Origin of the sequence: Candidatus Microbacterium phytovorans, from assembly GCA_029202445.1 — a bacterium.
GTDB classification, from domain to species: domain Bacteria; phylum Actinomycetota; class Actinomycetes; order Actinomycetales; family Microbacteriaceae; genus Microbacterium; species Microbacterium phytovorans.
In genome coordinates this window covers 2,303,063-2,325,931 of record CP119321.1, presented here as the reverse complement: position 1 = coordinate 2,325,931, position 22,869 = coordinate 2,303,063, and the positions used below count along the sequence as shown (strand labels likewise).

Genomic DNA, 22,869 nt, shown 5'->3' with positions numbered 1-22,869 from the left:
GGCCAGTAAACGGGTGGGTAGGGGCTCAGACTGTATCCTGTGATACAGTGTACCTGTAGGCGACCACCACGGTCGCGTGCGTGAGTCGGGAATCGATTCCTTGGGGCCGATGCTTCGGAAGAAGCTGGAGTCCACTCCCAGGGGGAGCCGCAGTTCAAGCCCAGGGGATGACAGTTCCAGATGGACCAAGCCCGTTTGCCCACTGAGTGCGATCAATCGGGTTCCGGAAAACGACAGACCGTACATGTCACCCCTTCGTCAAGGCTTCCAAAACCTGCCGGAGGGGTGCTTCTATTTTCGGGCCGCCGGCGCCGCCTTGGTCCTGCGACCCTTCAGCTGCTGGTGATCGCGTTGATGACGTCCGTTGAGGCCGACGCTATCGCGGCCACCGCAGCGAGGTCATAGACCACCGAACGGCTGGCGGTGTAGAACCTGCGGGCCAAGTCGCTGAACTTGGACGCCGTTTCTGGACTTTCCGCTTCCTGGAATGTCGCAGCGAGTCGAGTCAGGGTACCGAGCAACTGATCGATGTGCCGCTGCAGATCGACATGATCAACGAGGTCACGCTCCTCGAGAAGCCGGCGTGTGGCCGTCAGCATCTCGAACACGTAAAGACGTTCGGGCTCGCTAACGTCTTCGGTTTCGCGTAGGAGCTTGACGGCCTCGTCGATGACGTCGCTCATTTCGCGCGCCTGCGCCGGGAGGAGGGGAGGTCGAGTGCTGGAGGCCATCTCCAACGAAACCCCCAGACTGCGCAGCATCGCGGTCGCCTCGGGCGGGGGAGCCCCGACGTTGCCCTTGTTGTTCCACGGGTGCGCAAAGGAGAAGGCCGCTCGGTACCACTGTTCAGCTGCCGCCTTAAAGAAGTTGCCTCGTGTGCCGGCTAGCCGTTCAGCGGCCTCGTCGAGCGCCCTGATCTGCTCGACTGCCCGAGCCTGCTCTCGCCAGAACACGAGATTCCCGGACCCGGTGCCTCCGCGGGCCTGAATCGGGGTGCCGTCCTTGATGGTCCAAGACTCCAACAGGTCGGCCAGGTCGTGAGCTGTGTTGTCACCCATGCGAGGGCCATAGCAACCGAGCGCTCACTCAGATAAGGCGGATGGTGGGACTGCAGGTTCTCCTCTAGACAGCGGAGTCGCCGACGGCACGATCCGAAGAAAGGATCTCGTTCAACTCGTGGAGTCGCCCCGTCTGAAGGCAGCGAGAGCAAGTGCTGCGCGTTGCCCCGTTGGCGGCGACGGTTTCGATCGCCCTCTGCATCATGCAGGGCGCGCATGTCACGACCAGAAATGGTTGCCCCGCCTGACGGGCCCATCTTTTACACGGCGTTCACAGTCGTCCGCCGGACCAGAAATGGTCCACGACGAACCTTGACCTCGAAGAGTCGTCCCGAGCTGCCCCACCCGAGCAGCCATCACTTCCGAGGAGTTTCGCGTGAACAGCACTGTCACCAAGCGGATCCTGGCCGCCGGCGTCGCCATCGCCGCGCTGAGCCTGACCGCCTGCACCACCGCCGATGCCGGCACCGGCGAGGCCCCCGAGTCGAAGGGTGCCGTCGCGATGGGCTTCGCCGGCGCCGACATCACCATCTGGAACGACCAGCTGGAGATCATGCGTCCGATCGTGGAGGCGGCCGGCTACGAGTTCCTCACCGACGACCCGCAGTGGGACGTCAACCGCCAGGTCTCCAGCTGGCAGGCCTGGATCAACCGCGGCGACGTGAAGGCCATCGCCGGGTACCCCGTGACCCCGGATGCCATGGTGCCCGTCACCCAGCAGGCGGAGGCCGCCGGCATCCCCGTCTTCGGCTACCTCGTCGGCTGGGAAGGCACGTCGGGCACGACGGTCGTCGACTCCTACGACGGCGGCTTCGAACTGGCCGCCAACGCGGCCACCGAGCTGCAGGCCGCCGGTGCCGACGACGACCTCACCGTCGTGATCGTCGGGAGCCGCGACAGCGACTTCAGCGCCGACGCGATGGACGGCCTGACGGAGGGCTTCACGTCGGTGATGCCCGACGCGTCGATCGTCGAGCAGACCGCGATCACCCGGGAAGACGGCTACAACATCACGAAGGCACAGATGACGGCCGACCCCGAGAGCCACGTGTGGCTCGGCGCGTCGAACGACACGATCCTCGGCGTCTACCAGGCGCTCATCGAGGAGGGCGTGGCCGAGGACGACCCGAACTTCTACCTCGCCAGCCGCGACGCGACCAACGAGACGCTCGACCTCATCAAGATCGAGAACTCGATCTACCGCACCTCGCTCGTGGTGCCCGCCCAGGCGCTCGCCGAAGCCAACGCGAAGCTGCTCATCGACGGCGCCGAGGGCAAGGAGACGAGCGACATCGTCGTGCCGGGTGTGCTGGTGACCGCCGAGGATGCCGACGACTACTACGTCGGCTGACCCCTGGCACACACCTCCACCGCCGGGGGTGCCGCCCGCCGCGGCATCCCCGGCTCCCTCCCCGCACGATCCGCCCGTTTCACCCAGAGGAGCCGCGCATGACCACTCCCCGCCTCGCCTTCGACGACGTGACCGTCGACTTCGGCGTCACCCGCGCTCTCGACGGCGTCCACCTGGCGTTCGCCCCCGGTGAGATCGTCGGTCTCCTCGGCCACAACGGCGCGGGGAAGTCGACCCTCGTCAACGTCGCCACGGGCGCCGTGCGCGCGACGGGGGGCCGGATGCTGGTCGACGGCGAGCAGGTCTCCGCCGACACCCCGCGGCAGGCCGCCGAGCTCGGCATTACGGTGATCCACCAGACGCCCGCGCTCGTGGGCAACCTCACGGTGCTCGACAACCTCTACCTCGGCCGTGACCGCACGGGCCGCGCGAAGGCCGACCGGGATGCCGCGCGCGCTGCGCTGGTCGAGGTCGGCGGCGAGGATCTCACCCTCGACACGATGGTGTCGAGCCTCGAACTGGGGCAGCGTCAGGTGGTCGACCTCGCCCGCGGCCTGCTGCACGGCGCGATGAAGGTGCTCCTCCTCGACGAGCCGACGGCGGCGCTCGGCCAGGCCGAGACCGACGCGCTCCACGGCCTCATCCGCCGGCTGGCGGCATCGGGCACCACCGTGATCTACGTCTCCCACCGTCTCCCCGACATCATCGAGGTGTGCGACCGTGTCGCGATCCTCCGCGAAGGTCGCGTCGCGGGCGAACACGCCGTGACGGGCCTCACCGCCGGAGCCCTCGCCACCGCGCTCGTGCCCGACCTCGAGGAGGCCGAGCACGTCGCCGCCGTCGTCGGGTCGCCCGTGCTGGAGATCACCTCCCCGCATCCCATGACCTTCCGGGCCGGCGAGGTCGTCGGGCTCTTCGGCGTTGCGGCGGGGGAGCAGTTCGAACTGCTCAACGCCCTCCACGGCGCCGGCGGGGTGACGGCCATGCTCGACGGATCCCCCTACCGTGCCCGCACGCCTCTCGAAGCGATCCGCCAGGGCGTGCACCTCGTCGTCGCCGACCGCGACCGCGACGGCCTCATCGCGGGGCTGTCCGCGCGCGACAACGTCTACCTGCCGTGGCGCGGGCGTCGCGTGAACGGCGCGAAGGTCGCTCCCACGCAGCGCACCCGCCACGACGGCTACGCCGACGCGCGCCGACGCCTCGGCATCCTCGGTCCCGGCGCCGACTCGCCCATCTCCGCGTTCTCCGGCGGCAACCGGCAGAAGCACCTCCTCGCCGCGTGGCTGTACCCCGCGGCGCCGAAGGTGCTTCTGCTCGCGCAGCCCACCCAGGGCGTCGACGTCGGGGCGAAGGCCGACATCCGCCGCGCAGTGCGGCAGGCGGCGGCCGACGGGGCCACGGTGCTCGTCGCGAGCGCGGAGAGCGACGAGATCGCCGGCCTCTGCGACCGCAGCTACGTGCTCTCCGGCGGCGGCATCGCCGAACTGGACCGCACTCCCGACTTCGACGCGGCCCTGCTGCAGACCCTCCTCGACCTCATCCCCACGAAGGGCGTACTCGCATGAACGTCACCCAGTTGAAGATCCTGCTCGCCAAGAACGGCGCGATCGTCGCGCTGATCCTCCTCGTGATCGTCTTCACGATGCTGAACCCCCGCTTCGTCCAGCCCGGCAACCTCATCACCATCGTCCTGTCGATGGCGGAGGTCGGGATCATCGCCATCCCGCTCGCGTACCTCGTCATGAGCGGATCGATCGACCTGTCGGTCGGCTCGGTCGCGAGCCTCGGGTCGGTCGTGTGCGGCATGGTGGCGACCGGCAGCGGCAGCATCTGGCTCGGCATCCTCGCCGGGACCGCCGCCGGCGTCGTGACGGGGCTGGTCACCGGCATCCTGGTCGAACACCTGCGCCTGAACCCGCTCGTCGTCACCCTCGGTCTCCTGAACGTCTGGGCGGGGCTCGCGCTGTTCCTCACGAACGGCCGCACCATCACGGGCCTTCCCGCCGACTCCCGTGCCGTGGCCGGGTTCGCGCTCTTCGGCGTCGTCCCGCTCCCGATGCTGCTCCTGCTGATCGTCACGGTCGCCGCGTGGTGGGTGCTCAACTACCGTCCGTTCGGCCGCCAGCTGCTCGCCGCGGGCGGCAACCAGCGCGCCGCGTTCCTCATGGGCATCAACGTGCGCTCCGTGCGGCTGCGGCTGTTCGTGCTGACCGGGGTCGCCGCCGCCTTCGCCGGCGCGCTCATGACCCTCAAGCTGCAGGCCGGGTCGCCCACGACCGGTCAGGGGCTCGAGTTCAGCGCGCTGACGGTGGTGCTGCTGGGCGGCGTCGCCGTCGCGGGCGGCGCGGGACGCATCAGCGGCGTCATCGCCGGTCTGCTGTTCGTCGGTGTGCTGCGCAACGGCCTCGTGATCCTCGGCGTCAGCCAGTTCCTGCAGACGATGATCGTCGGCCTCACGCTGGTGGTCGCGATCTCGCTCGACGAGACCCTGCAGCGGGTGCTGAAGTCCGCCTGGAACAGCCTCGCGAAACAGCGCACGGCGCAGAAGACGCCCGAGCCCCAGGATGCCGACACCGACGCTTCCACTGACACAGACGCACCGGCCGACGCCGCGGCGCCGGCGCGCAGCTGATCCCGCGTCGCCTCCGTCGTCACCCGCCCCGAGAACCACAAGGACCCACCCCGATGACCACCGACGCGCCCGTCTCGCTCTCCTCGATCATGGACGGCAATAGCTTCCGCATCGCCGACCTCGACCGCCTCACCCCCACCGCCCAGCAGCTCGTGCTCCGCCGCCAGGCCAGCCTCGGCCCGAGCTACCGCCTCTTCTACCGCACGCCCGTCCACGCCGTGTCGGGGTCGGGCGCCTACCTCTACGACGCCGACGGCACCCGCATCCTCGACGCCTACAACAACGTGCCGAGCGTCGGCCACGCCCACCCCGCCGTCGCGGATGCCGTGTCGGCACAGATGCGGAAGCTCAACACCCACACCCGGTACCTGCAGGACGGGATCGTCTCCTACTCCGAGCAGCTGCTGGCGACCCTGCCCGACCACATCGGCTCGATCATGTTCACGAACTCCGGCTCGGAGTCCAACGACCTCGCGATCCGGATCGCGCGCTTGTGGACGGGCGGCCAGGGCATCGTCGTGACGGCGGAGGCGTATCACGGCACGACCGAGCTCCTGAGCCGGGTGTCGCCCGCCATCTCGGGGGGATTCCCCGACGACGACACGGTGCGCATCATCCCGGCCCCCGACGCCTACCGCGTCGACACCGACGACATCGGCGCCTGGTTCGCCGATCGGGTGCGAGAGGCGTTCGACGACCTGATCGCCCACGGCATCCGCCCGGCGGCGTTCCTCGCCGACTCGATCTTCTCCTCCGACGGGATCTACCCCGACCCACGCGGCTTCCTCGCCCCCGCGATCGACGTCGTCCACGCCTACGGCGCGCTGTTCATCGCCGACGAGGTGCAGCCGGGCTTCGTCCGCACCGGCTCGACGTTCTGGGGCTTCGAGCGCCACGGCGTCGAGGCCGACCTCGTGTCGATGGGAAAGCCGATGGGGAACGGCATCCCCGTCGCTGCGCTCGCCGGCCGGGGCGACATCCTCGCCCGCTTCGGCAAGGAAGTGCCCTACTTCAACACCTTCGGCGGCAACTCCGTGTCGATCGCCGCGGCGCAGGCCGTGCTCGACGTGATCCAGTCGACCGACCTCATCCGATCGGTCGACCGCACCGGCCGCCTCATCCGAGAGGGGATCGCGGCGCTCGCCGTCGGCCGTCCGCACATCGGCGACGTGCGCGGATCGGGGCTGTACATCGGCGTCGACATCGTCACCGACCCCGAGTCGAAGACGCCCGACTCCGCCGCCGCGCTCGCGATCGTCAACGCGCTGCGGGAGCGGAACGTGCTCATCAGTGTCGCGGGCCCCGGCAACAACGTCCTGAAGATCCGGCCGCCGCTCGTCTTCGGCGAGCCGGAGGCGGTGCTCCTCCTGGAGACCCTCGACACCGTGCTCGAGGAGGTCGCGCCCCGATGACCTGGCCGGATGCGGTGCTGTGGGACATGGACGGCACGCTCATCGATTCCGAGCGTGCCTGGCTCGACGCGGCCGGTGAGCTCGCCGCGCGTGCCGGTGTGACCCTGCACCGCGGCGACCTCGACCGCCTCGTCGGCGCCAGTATGGCCACGACGGCCCGCGTGCTGCAGGAGGCGGGGATCGCGGGCGACGCGTCGGCCATCGTCGACGACCTCACCGCACGCGTCCAGCGCGGTCTCGCCGAGCACCTCGTCTTCCGTCCGGGGGCGCTCGCGCTCGCCGCCGAGGTGGCGGCCGCCGGCATCCCCCAAGCGATCGTCAGCATGTCGAACCGCGTGATCGTCGACCACGTGGTCGACGCCGCACCGGTCGCCCTGGCATCCGTCGCCGGCGACGACGTCGCCCACGGCAAGCCGCATCCGGAGGCGTATCTCGCGGCCGCCGCACGGCTGGGCGTCGCGATCGAACGGTGCGTCGTGCTCGAAGACAGCGCCACGGGGCTCGCCGCCGGTGTCGCCAGCGGCGCGGTCGTGATCGCCGTGCCCCTCTACCTCCCGGTCGACGCGTCGGCCGCCGCCGCCGAGTGGGACGACCTCGTCGGCCGCACCCTCGCCGATCTGCAGCAGCTCGCGCCGCCCGCGGCAGTCCACACCCCCTGACTACCACCTGCTGACCCGTACCAACCCGCACCACCCGCCCGATCTTGGAGAAACGATGACCGCTCCCACCCCGACCGCCACGCTCGCCGCCGCCACCGCCGCCGACCTCGTCGCGGGGTACCGCGACGGCAGCATCTCGCCCGTCGACGCGACGCAGGCCGCCATCAACATCGCCGCCACCGCGGGGATCGACCTCAACGCGGTCGCCGTCATGAACGCCGAGCAGGCGCTGGAGGATGCCGCTCGGAGCGCCGCGCGCTGGGCCGCGGGCGCTCCGCTGAGCGAACTCGACGGCGTCCCCGTCTCCGTGAAGGACAGCTTCCCGATGGTGGGGCTCCCGCGCTGGCACGGCAGCAAGCTCAACGACGCCGCCCCGGCATCCGTTCACGACGGCGCTCCCGTCCGGCGACTGCGCGAAGCGGGGGCGACGCTGTTCGCGAAGACGTCGATGCCCGACTTCGGGCTCATCGGCGCGGGCGTCAGCTCGCAGTTCGGCATCATCCGCAACCCGTGGAACCCGGAGCTCAACCCCGGGGGTTCGTCGAGCGGGTCGGGTGCGCTCGTCGCGCTCGGCGCCGGGCCGCTGTCGATCGGTACCGACATGGGCGGCTCGGTGCGTCTGCCCGCCGCCCTGTGCGGACTCGCGGGCCTCAAGCCCACCCAGGGGCGCATCGCGTACGACCCGCCGAAGCTCATCGGCAGCGCCGGCCCGATGGCGCGGACCGTGGCGGATGCCGCGGCGCTCCTGCGCATCATCGGCAAGCCCGACGCGACCGACCACCTGAGCCTTCCGGGCGTGTTCGACGGCGACGGCCTCCCCGCCTCCTCCCTCGCCGGCGCGACCGTGGGACTCCTCCTCGCGACCGACGTGCCCGGCGGTGTCGACGAGGAGGTGGCCGACGCGGTGCGCGCGCAGGCCGCGGTGCTCGCGGCGCACGGCGCGACCGTCGTGCCGATCGATCAGCCGCTGACGACCGCCGCCGACCGCGAGAGCTTCATGACCGTGCTCTCCACCCGCGGGCTGCCGGAGCTTCTCGCGGTGCCGGAGGAGCTGTGGCCGCTGCTGCCCCCGCAGTTGCTCGAGCAGCTGCTGAGCCGCACCGAGATCACGGCCGTGCAGCACGTCATCAACGAGAAGAAGCTGGATGCCGTGCGAGCGAAGATCGCGGCCGTGCTCAATGCCTACGACTACGTGCTGTCGCCGGTCACCCCCGTCGTGTCTTTCCCCGCCGAGAACGTCACGCCCGTGCGCAACGACTACTCGCTCGACCACATGGTCTTCACCTCGCCGTACAACCTCACGAGCCTCCCCGCCGGGACGGTGCCCGTCGCGATGTCGGCCTCCGGCATGCCGATCGGGGTGCAGGTCGGCGGTCGCCGGTTCGACGATGCGGGCGTGCTCGGCATCCTGGCCCTCCTCGAGCGGGAGCGCGGCTTCGACCTCGCCTTCCCGATGCCCGCGTTCCCGACCGCCGGCGGCGCCGGAGCATGAGCGCGCGGCTGAGCGGACTCCCGGAGGAGTGGGCGGCGCTGGACTGGCAGCCCACCGGGATCGGTGCGGGCCTGCTCAGCTGGCAGGGCGCCTCGCACGAGAGCTGGCGGGCCACGACGGATGCCGGTGAGACCGTCATCGCGAAAGCACCGCGCGCACACGCGGCGGCCAGCGCGGCGGCGATCGCCCGCGAGGCCGCGTCACGCGCCGGTGTCGGGCCCGCCGTGCGGGCGATCGACGTGGCATCCGGGGTCACCGTGGAGGCGGCCCTCGATGAGCGGTGGCGCGTCGCGACCGGCCTCCGCGTGCAGCAGACGCCCGGCGCCGTCGCGGCGGTCGGTGCCGCAAGGCGGACGTTCCGCGAATCGGGGGCCGAGCTGCCGCCGCGCGATCTCGGGGCGGAGGCGCAGGCGATGCTCGACGCGTTCGCCGCCGTCGAGGCTCCGCTCCCGCTCGCGCTCCGGCCCGTGGCGGACGCGCTCCCGAGCGTGCGTCTCGCCGTCGCGGGCGGCCCGCCGGCCGCACCCGCGTGGCTGTCGTCCGAGCTCTCCGACCTCCAGCTCGGCCCCGACGGCGCGGTGCTCCTCACCGGGGGCACGACGGCGGGGCTCGCCGATCCGCTCGCCGACGTCGGCAGCATCCTCACCGAGCTGTCGCCCACCGTCCTGCCCGCCGACGAGGCGTTCGCCCTGCTCTGGGGCAGCGATCACCCCGGTGCCTACGCCCGCGCCCGCCTGTGGGGGATCGTCGTCGACCTGTGGGTGCTGCTGCGGGCGATGCAGGCCCACGCCCTCGAACCGGAGTCCGAGGTGGGGTACCTCGGGTACCTCATGTTCCGCACGTGGCACGCCGAGCATCCCGTCGCCACCGGCGAGATCGAGGCGCTCATCGCGCAGGCGGGGAAGGGATGGAGATGATGACCACCGAGACGGCGTGGCACGCGCTGAGGGCCGACGCGCTCGCCGCCGCACTGCCCGCGCTCCCGCACTGGACGTTCGGCTCCGACCTGCGCATGGAGCGCATCTCGTCGGGAACGACGAACGTGAACTGGCGGATGCTGTCGCCCGACGGCATCCGCTTCTTGAAGGTCCCCGGCCTCGGCGCCGACGCCTTCGTCGACCGGCAGGCGGCGCACGAAGCCGCCGTCGTCGCCGCCACGACGGGCGTCGGACCGGCCGTGCTCTACTTCGACGCGGCGACCGGGATCGAGGTCAGCGCGTTCCTCGACGGCTACCGGTCGTCGGGTGCGGGCGATCTGCTGTCCCCCGAGGGCATGTCCGAGGTGATGCGCCTCTACCGCCAACTGCACGGCGGGGAACTCCTGTCGGTCACCAAGACCCTGTTCGACATGATCGACGAGCACCGTGCCCAGATCGCCGCCACCGGCCGCACGCTCCAGCCGTATCAGCGAGAAGTGCAGGAGCGGTGGCAGCCGATCCAGGAGCGCTACGTCGCCGCGGGCCTCGAACTGGTCCCCGGGCACAACGATCCGAACCCGCCGAACTTCATGGTGAAGGCGGGCGCGCCGATGATGCTCATCGACTTCGACTACGCGGCCAACACCGACCGCTACTACGAGCTGGGCGCCTACCTCACGATCCTCGGCATCCCGGCCGACGTCAGGTCCGCGCTGTTCGCCCGCTACGCCGGCGCGGAACCGACCGAGGGTCAGCTCGCCCGCCTGTACCTCTCGGGCGTGGGCACGCTCGTGAAGTGGGGGCACTGGGCGCTGTACAACTCCGTCGTGCGCGACATCGACTTCGACTACGAGAAGTACGGTGCCGGGATGCTGCTCGGGGCGCTCACGATGCTCCGCAGCGACGAGTGCGCCCGCGCGGTGGCGGCGCTGTAGCGGCGCTGTGTCGGCGCCGTAGCGGGGATTAGGGGATCAGGAGGATGCGCGCGGCGTCCGGTTCTCCGCGCTCATCATCCACGCGAACTGCTCGAGCTTCTCGATGACCGCGTGAAGGATGTCGGCGCTCGTCGGGTCTTCCTCGTCGACCGCGTCGTGCACCTCGCGGCAGGTGCTCACGGCATCCTCCAGTCGCACCGTCACGAGGTCGATGACGTCGGTGGTCGAGATCTCACCCTGGGGGAACTCGGGCAGCGTCGTCGTCTCCGATACCGTGTCGCTGCGTCCGTCGGGGAGGGCGTGGAGCGCGCGCATGCGCTCGGCGATCGTGTCGCTGAACTCGCGTGCCGCGTCGATGATCTCGTCGAGCTGGAGGTGCGTGTCGCGGAAGTTCGTGCCGATTACGTTCCAGTGCGCCTGCTTGCCCTGCGACGCGAGCTCGATCAGGTCGACGAGCACGCGCTGGAGGTTGTCGCTCAGCGCCTTCGACGCGGAGAAGCCGCTCTCGGCGTTCTGCTCGTCGGTGAGGCGTGCTCCGCGGGCGGGCTTGCGCTTGTTCTTGGTCGTCGTGGTGGTGGCCATGACAGCGACGTTAGGAGCCGCATGTCACCGTCGCACGGGGATTGCCGGATGCCGTTCGCGGTGCTACCGCGGGTGCGTCGGATGCCGTCACGTCCGACCCGACGCCCGCGGGGGCGGCGTAGACTCGGCGAATGCTTTCCGTGTGGCGCACCTCGCAGGTGCAGGAGGAGGTCACCGGCGCTCACCGCGCCGGCGGCACAGACTGACGCCCCCGCCGACACCGATCCGGTCGTCGGCGCCTTCGTCATCCTCTTCCACGGCCCTCCCGTCGGCTCCTCGTTTCGACGCGGCCACACCTCCTCGCCTCCCCGTGAGGCAGAAAGCAGCCCTCATGCTCCCCGTAGACGAGCGCGCCATCCGCGCATCGTTCCTCAACGCCTCCCGCAAGGAAGCGGCATCCCTCACCCTCCCCGCCGGCTTCGACCTCGATGTCGACGACCTCGACTTCCTCGGCTGGGCCGACCCGAAGATGCCGCGCCGTGCTTATCTCGTCACCCAGGACGACGCGGGCGACACCGTCGCCGTGCTGCTCCAGCAAGCCGAGCAGCGTACGCTCGCCCGCGCGCAGTGCTCGTGGTGCGAGGACGTCACGCTCCGCAACGACGTCCAGTTCTTCGCCGCGCGCAGAGCCGGACCGGCCGGGCGGCGCGGCGACGTCATCGGCACGCTCATCTGCGCGAACTTCGCCTGCTCGGCCAACGTACGTCGGCTCCCGCCGCTCGCGTACGAGGGGTACGACCGGGAGGCCGCGCGCGATCTGCGCATCCTTCGTCTGCAGGAGCACGTGCAGGGGTTCCTCCGCGAACTGCGCGGGTGACGGTCGGCAGCGGCGGGAGGGTGGTGCGGGCGGGCGGGCGGGCGGCCGGGCGGCTGCGGATCAGCGCCCCACCATCCTCATTCCGGCCTCGTTGTAGCGGTCGCCGCTGACGGGCACGTGCTGGGTCAGCGCGTCGAGCGCCGACAGGTCGTCGGCCGACAGGGCGATGGTCGTGGCGCCGGCGTTCTCCTCGATTCGCTCGACGCGTCGCGTTCCCGGGATCGGGACGATCCACGGCTGCTGGGCGAGGAGCCAGGCGAGGGCCACCTGGCCCGGGGTCGCGCCGCGGCGGGCGGCGATGTCGCGCACGAGGTCGAGGAGTCGCTGGTTCGCCGCGAGGTTTTCGGGTTCGAACCGGGGCACGCGGGTGCGGATGTCGCCTTCCGTGAAGTTCGTCGTCGCGTCGACGGTGCCGGTGAGGAACCCCTTCCCCAGCGGGCTGAACGGGACGAACCCGATGCCGAGTTCGGCGAGCGTGGGCAGCACCTCGCGCTCGGGATCGCGCGTCCACAGGGAGTACTCGCTCTGGAGCGCCGTCACCGGCTGCGCGGCGTGAGCGCGTCGGATGGTGCCTGCGCCGGCCTCCGACAGTCCAAAGTGACGCACCTTTCCTTCGGCGATGAGCTCCCCGACCGTTCCGGCGACGTCTTCGATCGGCACGTCGGGGTCGACGCGATGCTGGTAGAAGAGGTCGATCACGTCGGTGCGCAGCCGGGCGAGGGAGGCGTGGGCGACCCGACGGATCTGCTCGGGTCGCGAGTCGAGGCCGACCATCGCCCCGCCCTCGATCCGCCACCCGAACTTCGTCGCGATGACCACCTCGGAGCGCACGGGCTCGAGCGCCTCGCCGACCAGTTCCTCGTTGACGTAGGGTCCGTACACTTCCGCGGTGTCGAAGAACGTGACGCCCCGGTCGACGGCGCCCCGCAAAACCCCGATCATCTCGTCGCGGGAGCCGGGGTTGGGGCCGTAGCTCATCGACATCCCCATGGCGCCGAGGCCGATCGCCGATACGGTGAGGTCTCGGCCGAGTGTTCGCGTGTGCATGTGGTGGTCCTTCTGATTCAGTGGCCGTCGCTCGCGGGTCGCGAGAGGATGCTCGAGTCGTGATCGCTGCGCGCGCTCGTCGCGGCCCAGCTCGCGAGCATCCGCAGGGCATCGGCGGAGGGCGAGCCGGGCTCTGCCGTGTACGTGGAGAGGGTCAGCCCCGGATCCGCCGGGAGGTCGAACGCCTCGTAGGTGAGTTCCAGATCTCCCACGACAGGATGCCGCAGCCGCTTCACGCCGGTGCGGTGATAGCGCACGTCGTGAGCCGCCCACAGCGTGCGGAAGTGCTCCGAGCGCGTGGACAGTTCCCCGACCAGGTCGGTGAGCCGTCTGTCGAACGGGTTGCGTCCGGCTTCGCCCCGCATCGTGGCCACGAGTTCCCGCGTGGTCTTGTCCCAGTCGACATAGAAGTCGGGAGCTGCGGCATTGAGGAAGCTGAACCGCGCGCTGTTGGGCGACGGCTCCGCGAATACGGGGGAGTAGAGAGCGCGCGCCAGGCTATTGGCGGCGACGTAGTCGAAGTAGTTGTTGCGGATGAGGGCGGGCGCGTCGGTGATCGCGTCGAGCAGACGCATGATGCTCGGGCGCAGTTCCGTCGAGCGGGCGCGAGCCTTCTTCGTCACCGGGGAGGCGTTGGCGATGCGGGCCAGGTCGAACAGATGCGCGGTCTCCGCGTCGTCGAGCTGGAGGGCGCGGGCGAGGGCCTGGAGCACCCCGTCGGACGCCCCCGACAGGTCGCCGCGCTCGAGCCGGGTGTAGTAGTCGACGCTGACCCCGGCCAGGAGCGCCACCTCCTCGCGGCGGAGCCCGGGAACGCGCCGCCTGCCCCCGACGGCGGGAAGGCCCGCGCGGTCGGGGGTGAGGCGATCCCTGCGTGTCGAGAGGAACTCGCGCACGTCGCTGCGGTGGTCCATGCCTCGACGGTACGCGCGCACCAGCCCGGGTGGGAGGGTCTGTCAGTACCCGGGAACTGGGGGTCCTCCGGGTGCCGCTCCGCCGACGGCTCGGGCCGAGATGACGCCAACCGTCAGAAGTGGTGGCGAACGCTCGCCTCACCTCGAACTAGCGTGGTCGATGCAAGGGGTAAGAAGGGGCGACGTGAGGCACAGGTCTGCGCGTGCGATTGCGATGACGGGCGCGGCTCTCCTCGCCTTGACCGGTTGCTCTGCCGAGCCTGTGCCCGCTAACCAACAGCAACCCTTGAAGCTCGGCACCTCCGCATCCGCTGACGTCGACACAGATAGGTGGACGACGAGTGTGTCGTGGTGGACCGCGGAGAAGCCAGTCACCAGCTTCGGGATCGATGTGTGCCTGAGCGGGGCGACAGCAGCGACGATCACGTCCGTCGATGCGCTGAAGGGCATCGGCAAGGTGGAGATCCTGGAGCCGTTGGTCATGACGAGCAGCGGTCTGGGCGACGCGATCATCTATACCGATTCCTATCCACCGCAGCTCGCCGAGGGCTCCACGGTCGCCCCGGCTGAGGGAGCGACCTTCACGTACCAGTGCGGAAGCACAGTGCCCTTCCAGCAGGTGCTCGTCGGCTTCCGCGCGACCAGCACCGACGGCGGCGGGTGGGACGGCGTCGTCATCAGCTACAACGTCGAGGGGCAGGAGTACGAGTTGGCCGTTCCGACACGAGTGTTCATGTGCGGTGATGAGACCGAAGCCTGCAGAGAACCGGACGCGTCGTCACCTTCAGCGCGCGGGTGAGTTCGCCAGGGGGAACACGAGGCACGTGCTGGATGCCGTGGCGAGAACGCGGCCGTCGCGATCGCGCAGGTCCGCTTCCGCGAACGCGGCGCTCCGGCCCCGCTTCGTGACCCAGCCGTGGGCGGTCACCGTGCCTGTCTCGGCCGTGATCGGGCGGAGGAAGGAGACCTTCAGCTCGAGGCTGGTGTAGCCCACCCCGGCGGGGAGCGTCGAATGCACCGCGCACCCACACGCGGAGTCCAGCACGGTCGCGAAGAAGCCCCCGTGCACCGCGCCGATCGGGTTGTAGTGCGACGCGTCCGGCTCTGCCGTCAGCACGACGTCGCCGTCATCGATCTGCGCGAACCGCAGCCCGACGTGGTGGCTGATGGGGGGATCGTCGAGGTCGCCGTTCTGGATCGCCTGCAGCACGTCCCGCCCCGACCTCTGCAGCGGCGCTGCCGCGGGTGCGGATGCCGAGTGCTCCGGTCGCTTCATCGTCTTGTCTCCCGTCTGGGTCGAGGTGTTCAGCCCGCGTGAGACTTGCTCACTTGGTTAAAGCAACTCAGCGGTACGATACGGGGATGCCGCGACGATCTCCAGCCCTCGTGACCGCCGCCCACGGACCCTGCGGACTCGCGCGGAGCGTGGGGGTGCTCTCTGACCCATGGAGCTTCCTCATCCTGCGCGAGGTGTTCCGGGGTCGGCGCACGTTCTCCGAGTTCCGAGAGGCGCTGGGCATCGCCACCGACGTACTCGCCGCCCGGCTGCAGGCGCTCGTCGATTCCGGCGTGCTGACCCGCGTGCCGTACCACCGGCCTGGCGACCGCGCGCGCGAGGCGTACGAGCCGACACCGGCCGGCGTCGATCTGAAGCTCCCTCTCGTCGCCCTGATGCAGTGGGGCGAGGCGCACACGCGCGGCGAGGGGAGTCCGGGGACGGTGATCACCGACGCCGCCGGAGTGTCCGTCCGGGCTGTGTTCACCGGCCCCGCCGGCGCGCACGTCCCCGTGACCGAGGTGGAGTTGCGCCCGGTCCGCGTGGCGAGCGCGGAGACAGCCGACGCACGGGCCGACGCACACGGAGGCGACGCACACGGGGGAGCGCTCGATGCTGACTGACACCGCGGAGCGCGTGCGCCACGCCGTCTACTCCGCCCTCGCCCGCACGGGTGCGCTTCCGGCGCACGAGGCGCTCGCCGACGGGCTCGGACTCTCGCTCCCGGACTTCGCCGACGCTCTCCGCGAGGTCGCCGAGGCGCGGCACATCGTGCTGCGTGACGGCGAGGTCGAGATGGCTCACCCGTTCGCGACGCGATCGTTCGGCTTCTCGGTGATGGGCCCGCACACCCTCTGGTGGGGCGGATGCGCGTGGGACGCGTTCGCCATCCCGCACCTCGTCCCCGGCGCGCCCGATGTGCTGGTGGCGACCCGGTGTCCGTCGTGCGGCACCGCGCACGCCTGGAACGTGACGAGGGATGCCGTGCCCGCCGGCGAGCAGGTGGCGCACTTCCTCACTCCCGTCGACCGCATCTGGCCCGACGCGGCGCACGCCTGCGAGAACCAGCTCCTCTTCTGCTCCGACGACTGCGTCGCCGCGTGGCTCGCCCGCACCGGCCGGCCGCGCGGGTCGGTCATGTCGTTGGAGACCCTGTGGCGGCTCGCAGCCCACTGGTACGACGGGCGTCTCGATTCGCCGTACGAGCGGCGCGAACCGGTTGCCGCGGCGGAGTACTTCCGCAGCGTCGGACTCCGCGGCGCCTTCTGGGGGCTTCCCGACGACGGCGAGGCGTGACGCGAGGTTGACAAGATAACTGACTAGGCTCATTATTGAGTCTAATCGTTACTTTCACCAACCCTCCCATAAGGAGCAGTCCATGCGCGCCTTCGCGTTCGATGCGTACACCCAGCCCGTCCGCGAGGTCGAGATCCCGGAGCCGAGCGTGGGGGCGGGCGACCTTCTCGTGAGAGTCGAGGCCGTCGGGCTGAACCTGCTCGACGAGATGATCCGCAAGGGCGAGTTCAAAGCCCTGCTGCGCTACAAGGCCCCGTTGACGCTCGGTCACGACGTCGCCGGCACGGTGATCCGCGTCGGAAGCGACGTCCGCTCGTTCTCTCCCGGCGACCGCGTGTATGCCCGGGTGCGCGACTACCGCATCGGCACGCTCACCGAGCGCGTCGCCGTCGATCAGGCAGACGTCGCGCGCGCGCCGGCATCCGTCGACATCGTCGAGGCCGGATCGCTCCCGCTGGTCAGCCTCACCGCGTGGCAGGCGCTCGTGGAGATCGGGAAGGTCGGCGCCGGGCAGAAGGTGCTCATCCACGCCGGCGCCGGAGGCGTGGGGACCATCGCGATCCAGCTCGCCAAGCACCTCGGCGCCCATGTGGCCACGACGGCATCCGCCAAGAACGCCGACTACCTGCGCGAACTCGGCGCCGACGTCGTCATCGACTACCGTTCGCAGGACTTCTCGGCCGAGCTCGAGGGCTACGACTTCGTGCTCGACAGTCTCGGCGGCGACAACCTGATGTCGTCGTTGAACGTGCTCCGCCCCGGCGGTGTCGCCGTGGGCATCTCGGGGCCTCCGACGCCCGCGTTCGCCGCACGCGCCGGCCTCAATCCGGTGCTCCGTCTCGTCATGGCCGGGCTCAGCCGCCGGGTGCGCAAGGCCGCGGCGAAGCGCGGGGTGCGGTACGAGTTCCTCTTCATGCGTGCCGACGGCGAACAGCTGCGCAGGATCGCCGAGCTCGTGGATGCCGGTGCGATCCGCCCCGTGGTGGGTGCCACGTACCCGTTCGATCAGACCCCGGCGGCGCTCGCGTCACTGCACGCCTCGGGCACCCGAGGCAAGACCGTCGTGCTCGGCGCGTGAGCCCGCGGCATCCGTCACCCTCATCCGAACCCTCACGAGACATCGAGAACACCATCATGAGCACTCCGCTGAGCCCCGTCACTTCCTACGCGCTCGCCCCCACCCGCACGGTGGCGGCGGGCGGCGTCACCTACGCCTATCGTGAGCTCGGTCCGAGGCAGGAGATCCCGGTGGTCTTCTTCGTGCACCTCGCCGGAACCCTCGACAACTGGGACCCGCGTCTCGTCGACGAGATCGCACGGCACCGGCACGTGATCACGTTCGACCAGCGCGGCGTCGGCGCGTCGACCGGCTCCTTCCCTGCCACGATCGAGGAGGCCGCCGACGATGCGTACGCGTTCATCTCCGCGCTCGGTTACGAGCGGATCGACGTGTTCTCGTTCTCGCTCGGCGGGATGATCGCGCAAGACCTCGCCGTGAAGCACCCGACGCTGGTCCGCAGGCTCGTCCTCACCGGAACCGGGCCGCGCGGCGGCAAGGACATCGACAAGGTCGCCGGCGTGACGTACGGCGACATGGCGCGTGCGATCCTCTCCGGCTCCGATCCGAAGGAGTTCCTCTTCTTCCCTCGTGACGCTGCGGGCAAGAAGGCGGCGAAGGAGTTCATCGGCCGTCTCAAGGAGCGCACCGTCGATCGCGATGCTCCCGCGAAGATCTCGGCCTTCCGCACGCAGCTGAAGGCGATCGCGCGCTATGGCCGGTCGGCGCCGTCCGACCTGTCGGTCATCACCGGCCCGACCCTCATCGCCAACGGCGACAACGATCGGATGGTGCCCAGCATCCTCTCCGAAGACCTGCATCGGCGCATTCCCGACTCCGAGCTGATCATCTACCCCGACTCCGGGCACGGCGGCATCTTCCAGCATGGGGAGCAGTTCGCCCCCGTCGCCGCGGCCTTCCTGCGCGACGAGAGCCGCGCCTGAGCCGCCCAGGTCACCGGTCGGCGCCGAGCACCGTCGCGATCTGCGTGCGCAGCCCCGCCAGGATCTCCTCCACTGCGGCCTCTGCGGGCGCGGCCGCCATCGAGACGAACATCGCCGAAGAGATGACCCCTGCCAGAACGGCCGCTTCTTCGGCGGAGCGACCGGCGAGGTCGGTCAGGAGTTGGCGGAGCGTCGTGTCGGTGTCGGTGACGATCCGGCGGGCCTCCGCGTGGTGCGGTTCCGTGGCGTCGCCGAAGAGCATCTCGCGCAGGTACGTGCGTCCGTTCTCGATCTGCACGCGGTTGCAGGCCACGATGGGTGCCGTGAGCGCGAGGATCGCGTCGACGGGTGAGGATGCCGTCTCGGCGGCTGCCCTGCCGTCGGCCAGTGCCCGCTCATAGTGCGTGTTCTGCACCAGGAGCAGGAGCTCGCCCTTGGTCCGCGCATAGAGGAAGAGGGTGCCGGTGCCGATGTCGGCGGCGTCGGCGATCTGCTGGGTGGTCACGTCGTCGACGCCGTGCTCGGCGAACAGGGTGCTCGCGGCGGCGATGATCCGCTCTCGCTTGGCCTGCTTGTTGCGTTCGCGGCGGCCCACGGCCGGCGGTGACACCGTCATGCGCCCCTCCGGAAGTTAAGTGACTGTGCTCGGTTATGAGTCTACTCTCCCTGGGATGCCGAGCCCAGCGCCGGTAGGGTGCGAGTGTGCAGTGGAGCCTCGAGGTCGTACCTGTGTGCGTCGACGACATCGACGACGCCAAACGCTTCTATGAGGAGCAGGTCGGCTTCCAACTCGACCTTGATATCGAGACAGGCGTGACGGGCCGCGTTGTCCAGCTGACGCCGCGCGGCTCCGCGAGCAGCATCCACCTTCGGAACGGCGCCACGCGCGTGGACGGTCTGCAGCTCGTCGTGGACGACGTGGACGCTGCCCGTGCGGAGCTGATCGCACGTGGAGTCGATGTGAGCGCCGTCCAGCATGTCGAGGGCGGCGAGTTCCGGGAGGGTCGCGGCGGCGACTGGAACTCGTTCGTCTTCTTCGCCGACCCCGCCGGCAACGCGTGGGTGATCCAGGAGCGCCCATCCGTTCGCTGACTCGTCACCAGGCGCACCCCGACCTTGAGCGCCCTGGTCGGGGCGTCGCTACGTGGCTCCTGCTCGCGGTGCACGTCGTCCTCACCGGGATCGCGGTGTGGCTGATTCCCCTGCTCTCGATGCGATCCGCGGCGTGTGATCAGCAATGCGACTTCGCGACCGCTGACGCTGCGATCCTCGCGGCACGAGTTGCCCTACTGGCCATTCTGGTTGTGACGATCGCGACTCTCGGCCCGAGGTGGAAGAAGTGGGCGAGCAGCTGGCCCATCGTACTCATCGGCCTGGTGGTGACGATCGTGGCGGTGATCGCGGCACACCAGGTGCTGGTCGCCGCGCTTCCGGCTCCGTGAAGGCCTCGCCCCCAGAAGTGCGCTGAGGCTCTCATGGTTGTCTGATTCGGCGTTCCCACTACATCGTGTCCGCGCGCGGTCCCCGGAGCCTTTAGGGGCCGTGCGCCAGCCATGGACCTATCCCAAGACCTGGCAGGGCATGATCATGTTCCTGCAGCACCGAGCATGATGGCGGAATGAGAAAGCGTGCGAGAACCCGCGCCGCTACGGGTAGCAAGTACGAGCGCCAGAACGCGCTGAGCGCCCGCGGCGTACTCAGTCGCCAAGTGTCTGCGCAGCGCATACCGTCCGGCTTTCCCCCCGAAGTGGCCGTCGCCGGGAAGACAGGAACGCTCGAGGGCATTCGCAACGAAGCCTCCGTCGTCACGTATCCGGACGGGCGCTCGATTGCGATCGCCGTGTTCACCCGGTCACTAGACATCCGCGCACGCAACCCCGAGGCTGACCGGGCGCTCGGGGAAGTTGCGCGCTTGGCAGCCGAGGCCATTCGCCTGTCCTGACGGCGTGCCCGGTGCCCGCATTCCCTCGCCCAGTCAAGGGTGCGACGCGGGACACTCACAACGAGGCACTTCCGCCCGCTACCACTTCCTCCTATATTGAGCGCCGGGGTCGACGGCGCCCCCAGGAATGAGGATGTCCATGTACTTCAAGGTCGAAGCGAACCAGGGGACCGCGGCTGGCTACACCTGGCGCCTGTTCGGGGGCAACCACGAGCTGGTTGCTTGGGCAGGCGAGAGTTTTCCGAGTGAGTCCAACGCGCGACGTGCTGCTGAGTCCTTCAAAGCCGGCGCAGCATCAGCGCGGTTCGAGGTGTATCCGGACGCTGGCGCACATTGGCGGTGGCGGGCGTGGCGGTCGAGCGACAAAGTTGCGTCCTCGGGCGAACCCTTTGCGAGCAAGGGCAACGCCGAACGCGCCGCTGAAAATGTCAAGAGCAATGCGGGATCTGCCACGGGACCCTGAGCCGCGTGACGGAGAAAAAGGCCCGACTTTCGTTCGGCGAAAACCTTCCTCCGGTTAGCGTGCGCTCGATGCAGTCGCTCGCCCACCGCGAGTTTTAGCACCGACGGTAAGGAGCACTCCGAAGCCAACCAGGGCAAATCCCAGCATGACCAGTCCGGTGGGATTGTTACCACCCGTGCTGGGAAGCCCCGCAGCCGGGCCCATGCCGCCCGGCGTGGGTGTCGGAGTGGGCGTGGGTGTCGGAGTGGGCGTGGGTGTCGGAGTGGCTGTTGGGCTTGGGCTGATGGAGATGTTGAGCACGAACGACGCGTCAACTGTTTCGCCCGCGTCCGTGATCGTGACAGTGCGCGATCCGACATCGCCGGCGTCGTAGCCGTCCGGTGGCGTCACCGTGACTGTGTAGGTGCCGGCGGGGAGACCGTCGAGAGAGTAGCTCCCGTCGTCGCCGGTGATGATCGTCTCCGGCGCTCCAGGTCCGCTGATTGTGATGGTGGCTCCAGGTACGGGTGCACCATCGGTGTCTGTGACGGCCCCCGCGACGACACCGGTACGGGGCGCCGCTTCGAGTACGAAGTCTGCAACTTCGTCGTCAGAGGAGAGCGTGACCGATCGAGAAGGGTTCGACGAGGTATACCCGGCGGGTACAGTGATCGTCACCTCATATGCGCCAGACGGAATGCGCGGGAATGCGTAGCTACCGTCGCTGCCGGTGACGGTCGTGTACGTGTCGCTATCGCTGACGGCACCAACGGTGACACCTGCGACACCATCTGCTCCGTCCGTGACCTGACCAGAAAGCGTGGAGTTAGGTGCGAATGTGAAGTCTTGACCAGTGATCGGTGTCTCGTCGCCAACGGGAACGGTGATGTCCGGAAGGCTCGTCAAGCCGCTGTAACCGGACGGTGCCACAGCGGTGGGTGTGTATGTGCCGGGCGGAACCGTGTCGAAGAGATAGCTGCCGTCGCTTCCGGTCGTTGTGGCGAAGTTAGTGGTTCCGTCGCTGAGCGTGACTTCGACACCGGCCAGTGGGCTGCCGGCGTCGTCGCGGACCGCTCCTGACACCGGCACGGGGATGATGTCCCGGATCGTGAACGCCGCGGTGTCGTCCGAGTCTGCGAGGTCCACGGGCACACGGCCCGGGCCGTCGCTGATCTGCCCACTCGGCGGCACGACTTCCACGACATATCCGCTCGTGGCCGTCACTCCGACGAAACTGTACGAACCGGCGGCGTCCGTCGTCGTCGTCGCGAGCACGACGCCGGACGGGTCTACGAGCCGGAGCACAACACCCTCGGCCGGAACGGGTGCGCCGGGGTCGGAGACGTCGGACACGTCGCCGGTGATGTCTCTGGAGAGGGAAGCGAACCAGGTCTGGTATACGGGGAGTCCCGCTCGCCGCTGAAAGGTGAAGGTGAGCGAGGAGATGGAGGTGCTGGGCTCGAACCATGCCGAGGCGCCCGACGTATCGGCCGCTGCCGCATTCCCTGTGAGGGTGAATGTCGCTGGGTCCCAGGTGGGGACGTCCGTTGCCGACCCCGAGCACGATGGTTTCCCGGCGAGCCCGGGAGCGCAGTAGTTGAAGCCGCCCCGGAAGCCGAGATCGGCGGCCGTGAGCTCCGAGCCATCCGGGCCCGTCGCGCGGATGGTGACGGCGTCGGCGTCGATGTCGCCGAGCACGAACGTCCAGTTCTCAACGGGGGTCGGCCGGGAGAACGTGTAGGTGGTGACGGAAGCGCCGCTCGCGGTATCCGCGCGCGGGCGAAGATTGACGTACGGTCTGCCCTGGCTGGAACCGTACTTCGCTCCCACCGCTGTACCCTCCGGAAGCCACACCGAATCGCCCGAGACCACCCCCACCTGACCACCGCGGGACGTCGACGTGAACGTCGCCGTCAACGCCGGAACATCGGCCAACGCCACCGTGCCCGTGAATGCCCCAGCGACCCCCGTGAACGACCAGTCAGCCCACCGGCCGACCGTGACCGCCAGCGCAGGTGCAGCAGTCAGCAGGAGCACTGTGGCGAGACCCAACGCCAGGGCGCCTCGTACGCGGCCACGCATGCGCGACCCGC

At 69.6% G+C, this 22,869-nt stretch carries 25 protein-coding genes; 18 read left to right on the top strand and 7 right to left on the bottom strand.

What is annotated here, in order from left to right; all coding sequences use genetic code 11:
- Positions 1–332: 332 nt before the first annotated feature.
- Positions 333–1,058: a hypothetical protein gene (locus P0Y48_11050; protein WEK12995.1), complete on the bottom strand. Its 726-nt coding sequence runs from the start codon at positions 1,056–1,058 to the stop codon at positions 333–335.
- A gap of 376 nt (positions 1,059–1,434) precedes the next feature.
- Here P0Y48_11050 and P0Y48_11045 point away from each other — a divergent pair, with 376 nt between their 5' ends.
- The 8 genes from P0Y48_11045 (at position 1,435) to P0Y48_11010 (ending at position 10,459) form a co-directional block, all read left to right on the top strand.
- The gene (locus tag P0Y48_11045; protein WEK12994.1) at positions 1,435–2,409 is read left to right on the top strand and encodes a sugar ABC transporter substrate-binding protein; all 975 of its coding nucleotides are present in this window, start codon (positions 1,435–1,437) and stop codon (positions 2,407–2,409) included.
- Positions 2,410–2,507: 98 nt separating this feature from the next.
- A complete protein-coding gene (locus P0Y48_11040) occupies positions 2,508–3,977 on the top strand; it encodes a sugar ABC transporter ATP-binding protein (protein ID WEK12993.1) in 1,470 nt (489 codons plus the stop codon).
- Positions 3,974–5,044 (top strand): ABC transporter permease, encoded by a 1,071-nt coding sequence (locus P0Y48_11035; GenBank protein ID WEK12992.1) that lies wholly within the window; start codon positions 3,974–3,976, stop codon positions 5,042–5,044. Before P0Y48_11040 ends, P0Y48_11035 begins: the two co-directional genes overlap by 4 nt.
- 53 nt (positions 5,045–5,097) lie before the next feature.
- Positions 5,098–6,456 (top strand): aspartate aminotransferase family protein, encoded by a 1,359-nt coding sequence (locus tag P0Y48_11030; protein ID WEK12991.1) that lies wholly within the window; start codon positions 5,098–5,100, stop codon positions 6,454–6,456.
- Entirely contained in the window at positions 6,453–7,115 is a 663-nt protein-coding gene (locus tag P0Y48_11025; protein ID WEK12990.1) for an HAD family phosphatase, read from the top strand. Before P0Y48_11030 ends, P0Y48_11025 begins: the two co-directional genes overlap by 4 nt.
- A gap of 55 nt (positions 7,116–7,170) precedes the next feature.
- Entirely contained in the window at positions 7,171–8,607 is a 1,437-nt protein-coding gene (locus P0Y48_11020) for an amidase family protein (protein WEK12989.1), read from the top strand.
- Positions 8,604–9,524 (top strand): hypothetical protein, encoded by a 921-nt coding sequence (locus tag P0Y48_11015; GenBank protein WEK12988.1) that lies wholly within the window; start codon positions 8,604–8,606, stop codon positions 9,522–9,524. The genes P0Y48_11020 and P0Y48_11015 overlap by 4 nt, the downstream gene beginning before the upstream one ends.
- Complete coding sequence (locus P0Y48_11010; GenBank protein WEK12987.1) at positions 9,524–10,459, top strand: phosphotransferase; 936 nt, start codon at positions 9,524–9,526, stop codon at positions 10,457–10,459. Before P0Y48_11015 ends, P0Y48_11010 begins: the two co-directional genes overlap by 1 nt.
- A 36-nt stretch (positions 10,460–10,495) precedes the next feature.
- Here P0Y48_11010 and P0Y48_11005 read toward each other — a convergent pair whose 3' ends face one another.
- The gene (locus P0Y48_11005) at positions 10,496–11,041 is read right to left on the bottom strand and encodes a DNA starvation/stationary phase protection protein (GenBank protein ID WEK12986.1); all 546 of its coding nucleotides are present in this window, start codon (positions 11,039–11,041) and stop codon (positions 10,496–10,498) included.
- 331 nt (positions 11,042–11,372) lie between these two features.
- Here P0Y48_11005 and P0Y48_11000 point away from each other — a divergent pair, with 331 nt between their 5' ends.
- On the top strand, positions 11,373–11,858 hold the full coding sequence (locus P0Y48_11000) for an FBP domain-containing protein (GenBank protein ID WEK12985.1): 486 nt from the start codon (positions 11,373–11,375) through the stop codon (positions 11,856–11,858).
- 60 nt (positions 11,859–11,918) lie between these two features.
- Here P0Y48_11000 and P0Y48_10995 read toward each other — a convergent pair whose 3' ends face one another.
- Positions 11,919–12,905, bottom strand: a complete 987-nt coding sequence (locus P0Y48_10995) for an aldo/keto reductase (GenBank protein WEK12984.1) — start codon at positions 12,903–12,905, stop codon at positions 11,919–11,921.
- A gap of 17 nt (positions 12,906–12,922) precedes the next feature.
- Complete coding sequence (locus P0Y48_10990; protein ID WEK12983.1) at positions 12,923–13,819, bottom strand: helix-turn-helix transcriptional regulator; 897 nt, start codon at positions 13,817–13,819, stop codon at positions 12,923–12,925.
- A gap of 286 nt (positions 13,820–14,105) precedes the next feature.
- Between P0Y48_10990 and P0Y48_10985 the strand changes: the two genes are divergently transcribed.
- Positions 14,106–14,618 (top strand): hypothetical protein, encoded by a 513-nt coding sequence (locus P0Y48_10985; protein WEK12982.1) that lies wholly within the window; start codon positions 14,106–14,108, stop codon positions 14,616–14,618.
- Here P0Y48_10985 and P0Y48_10980 read toward each other — a convergent pair.
- Positions 14,604–15,095, bottom strand: coding sequence for a PaaI family thioesterase (locus tag P0Y48_10980; protein WEK12981.1), 492 nt, complete (start codon positions 15,093–15,095; stop codon positions 14,604–14,606). The genes P0Y48_10985 and P0Y48_10980 overlap by 15 nt on opposite strands.
- An 86-nt stretch (positions 15,096–15,181) precedes the next feature.
- Between P0Y48_10980 and P0Y48_10975 the strand changes: the two genes are divergently transcribed.
- The 4 genes from P0Y48_10975 (at position 15,182) to P0Y48_10960 (ending at position 18,392) form a co-directional block, all read left to right on the top strand.
- Complete coding sequence (locus tag P0Y48_10975) at positions 15,182–15,718, top strand: helix-turn-helix domain-containing protein (protein ID WEK12980.1); 537 nt, start codon at positions 15,182–15,184, stop codon at positions 15,716–15,718.
- Positions 15,708–16,391, top strand: a complete 684-nt coding sequence (gene merB / locus P0Y48_10970) for an organomercurial lyase (protein ID WEK12979.1) — start codon at positions 15,708–15,710, stop codon at positions 16,389–16,391. Before P0Y48_10975 ends, merB begins: the two co-directional genes overlap by 11 nt.
- An 82-nt stretch (positions 16,392–16,473) precedes the next feature.
- Positions 16,474–17,469 (top strand): NADP-dependent oxidoreductase, encoded by a 996-nt coding sequence (locus P0Y48_10965; protein ID WEK12978.1) that lies wholly within the window; start codon positions 16,474–16,476, stop codon positions 17,467–17,469.
- 56 nt (positions 17,470–17,525) lie between these two features.
- On the top strand, positions 17,526–18,392 hold the full coding sequence (locus P0Y48_10960; GenBank protein WEK12977.1) for an alpha/beta hydrolase: 867 nt from the start codon (positions 17,526–17,528) through the stop codon (positions 18,390–18,392).
- A 10-nt stretch (positions 18,393–18,402) separates the two neighbouring features.
- Here P0Y48_10960 and P0Y48_10955 read toward each other — a convergent pair whose 3' ends face one another.
- Positions 18,403–19,008 carry a TetR/AcrR family transcriptional regulator gene (locus P0Y48_10955; GenBank protein ID WEK12976.1) on the bottom strand — a complete coding sequence of 202 codons (606 nt, stop codon included), beginning with the start codon at positions 19,006–19,008 and terminating at the stop codon, positions 18,403–18,405.
- Positions 19,009–19,094: 86 nt separating this feature from the next.
- On the opposite strand from P0Y48_10955, the gene P0Y48_10950 reads away from it, so the two are divergent.
- From P0Y48_10950 to P0Y48_10935, 4 genes are all read left to right on the top strand, one after another.
- Complete coding sequence (locus P0Y48_10950; GenBank protein ID WEK12975.1) at positions 19,095–19,484, top strand: VOC family protein; 390 nt, start codon at positions 19,095–19,097, stop codon at positions 19,482–19,484.
- A gap of 68 nt (positions 19,485–19,552) precedes the next feature.
- The gene (locus tag P0Y48_10945) at positions 19,553–19,834 is read left to right on the top strand and encodes a hypothetical protein (protein WEK12974.1); all 282 of its coding nucleotides are present in this window, start codon (positions 19,553–19,555) and stop codon (positions 19,832–19,834) included.
- A gap of 176 nt (positions 19,835–20,010) precedes the next feature.
- Complete coding sequence (locus tag P0Y48_10940; GenBank protein ID WEK12973.1) at positions 20,011–20,334, top strand: serine hydrolase; 324 nt, start codon at positions 20,011–20,013, stop codon at positions 20,332–20,334.
- Positions 20,335–20,473: 139 nt separating this feature from the next.
- On the top strand, positions 20,474–20,797 hold the full coding sequence (locus P0Y48_10935) for a DUF1508 domain-containing protein (GenBank protein ID WEK12972.1): 324 nt from the start codon (positions 20,474–20,476) through the stop codon (positions 20,795–20,797).
- Between the two features lie 54 nt (positions 20,798–20,851).
- Here the strand turns inward: P0Y48_10935 and P0Y48_10930 are convergent, their stop codons facing one another.
- Positions 20,852–22,813 carry a carboxypeptidase regulatory-like domain-containing protein gene (locus P0Y48_10930; protein ID WEK12971.1) on the bottom strand — a complete coding sequence of 654 codons (1,962 nt, stop codon included), beginning with the start codon at positions 22,811–22,813 and terminating at the stop codon, positions 20,852–20,854.
- Between the last annotated feature and the right edge of the window lie 56 nt (positions 22,814–22,869).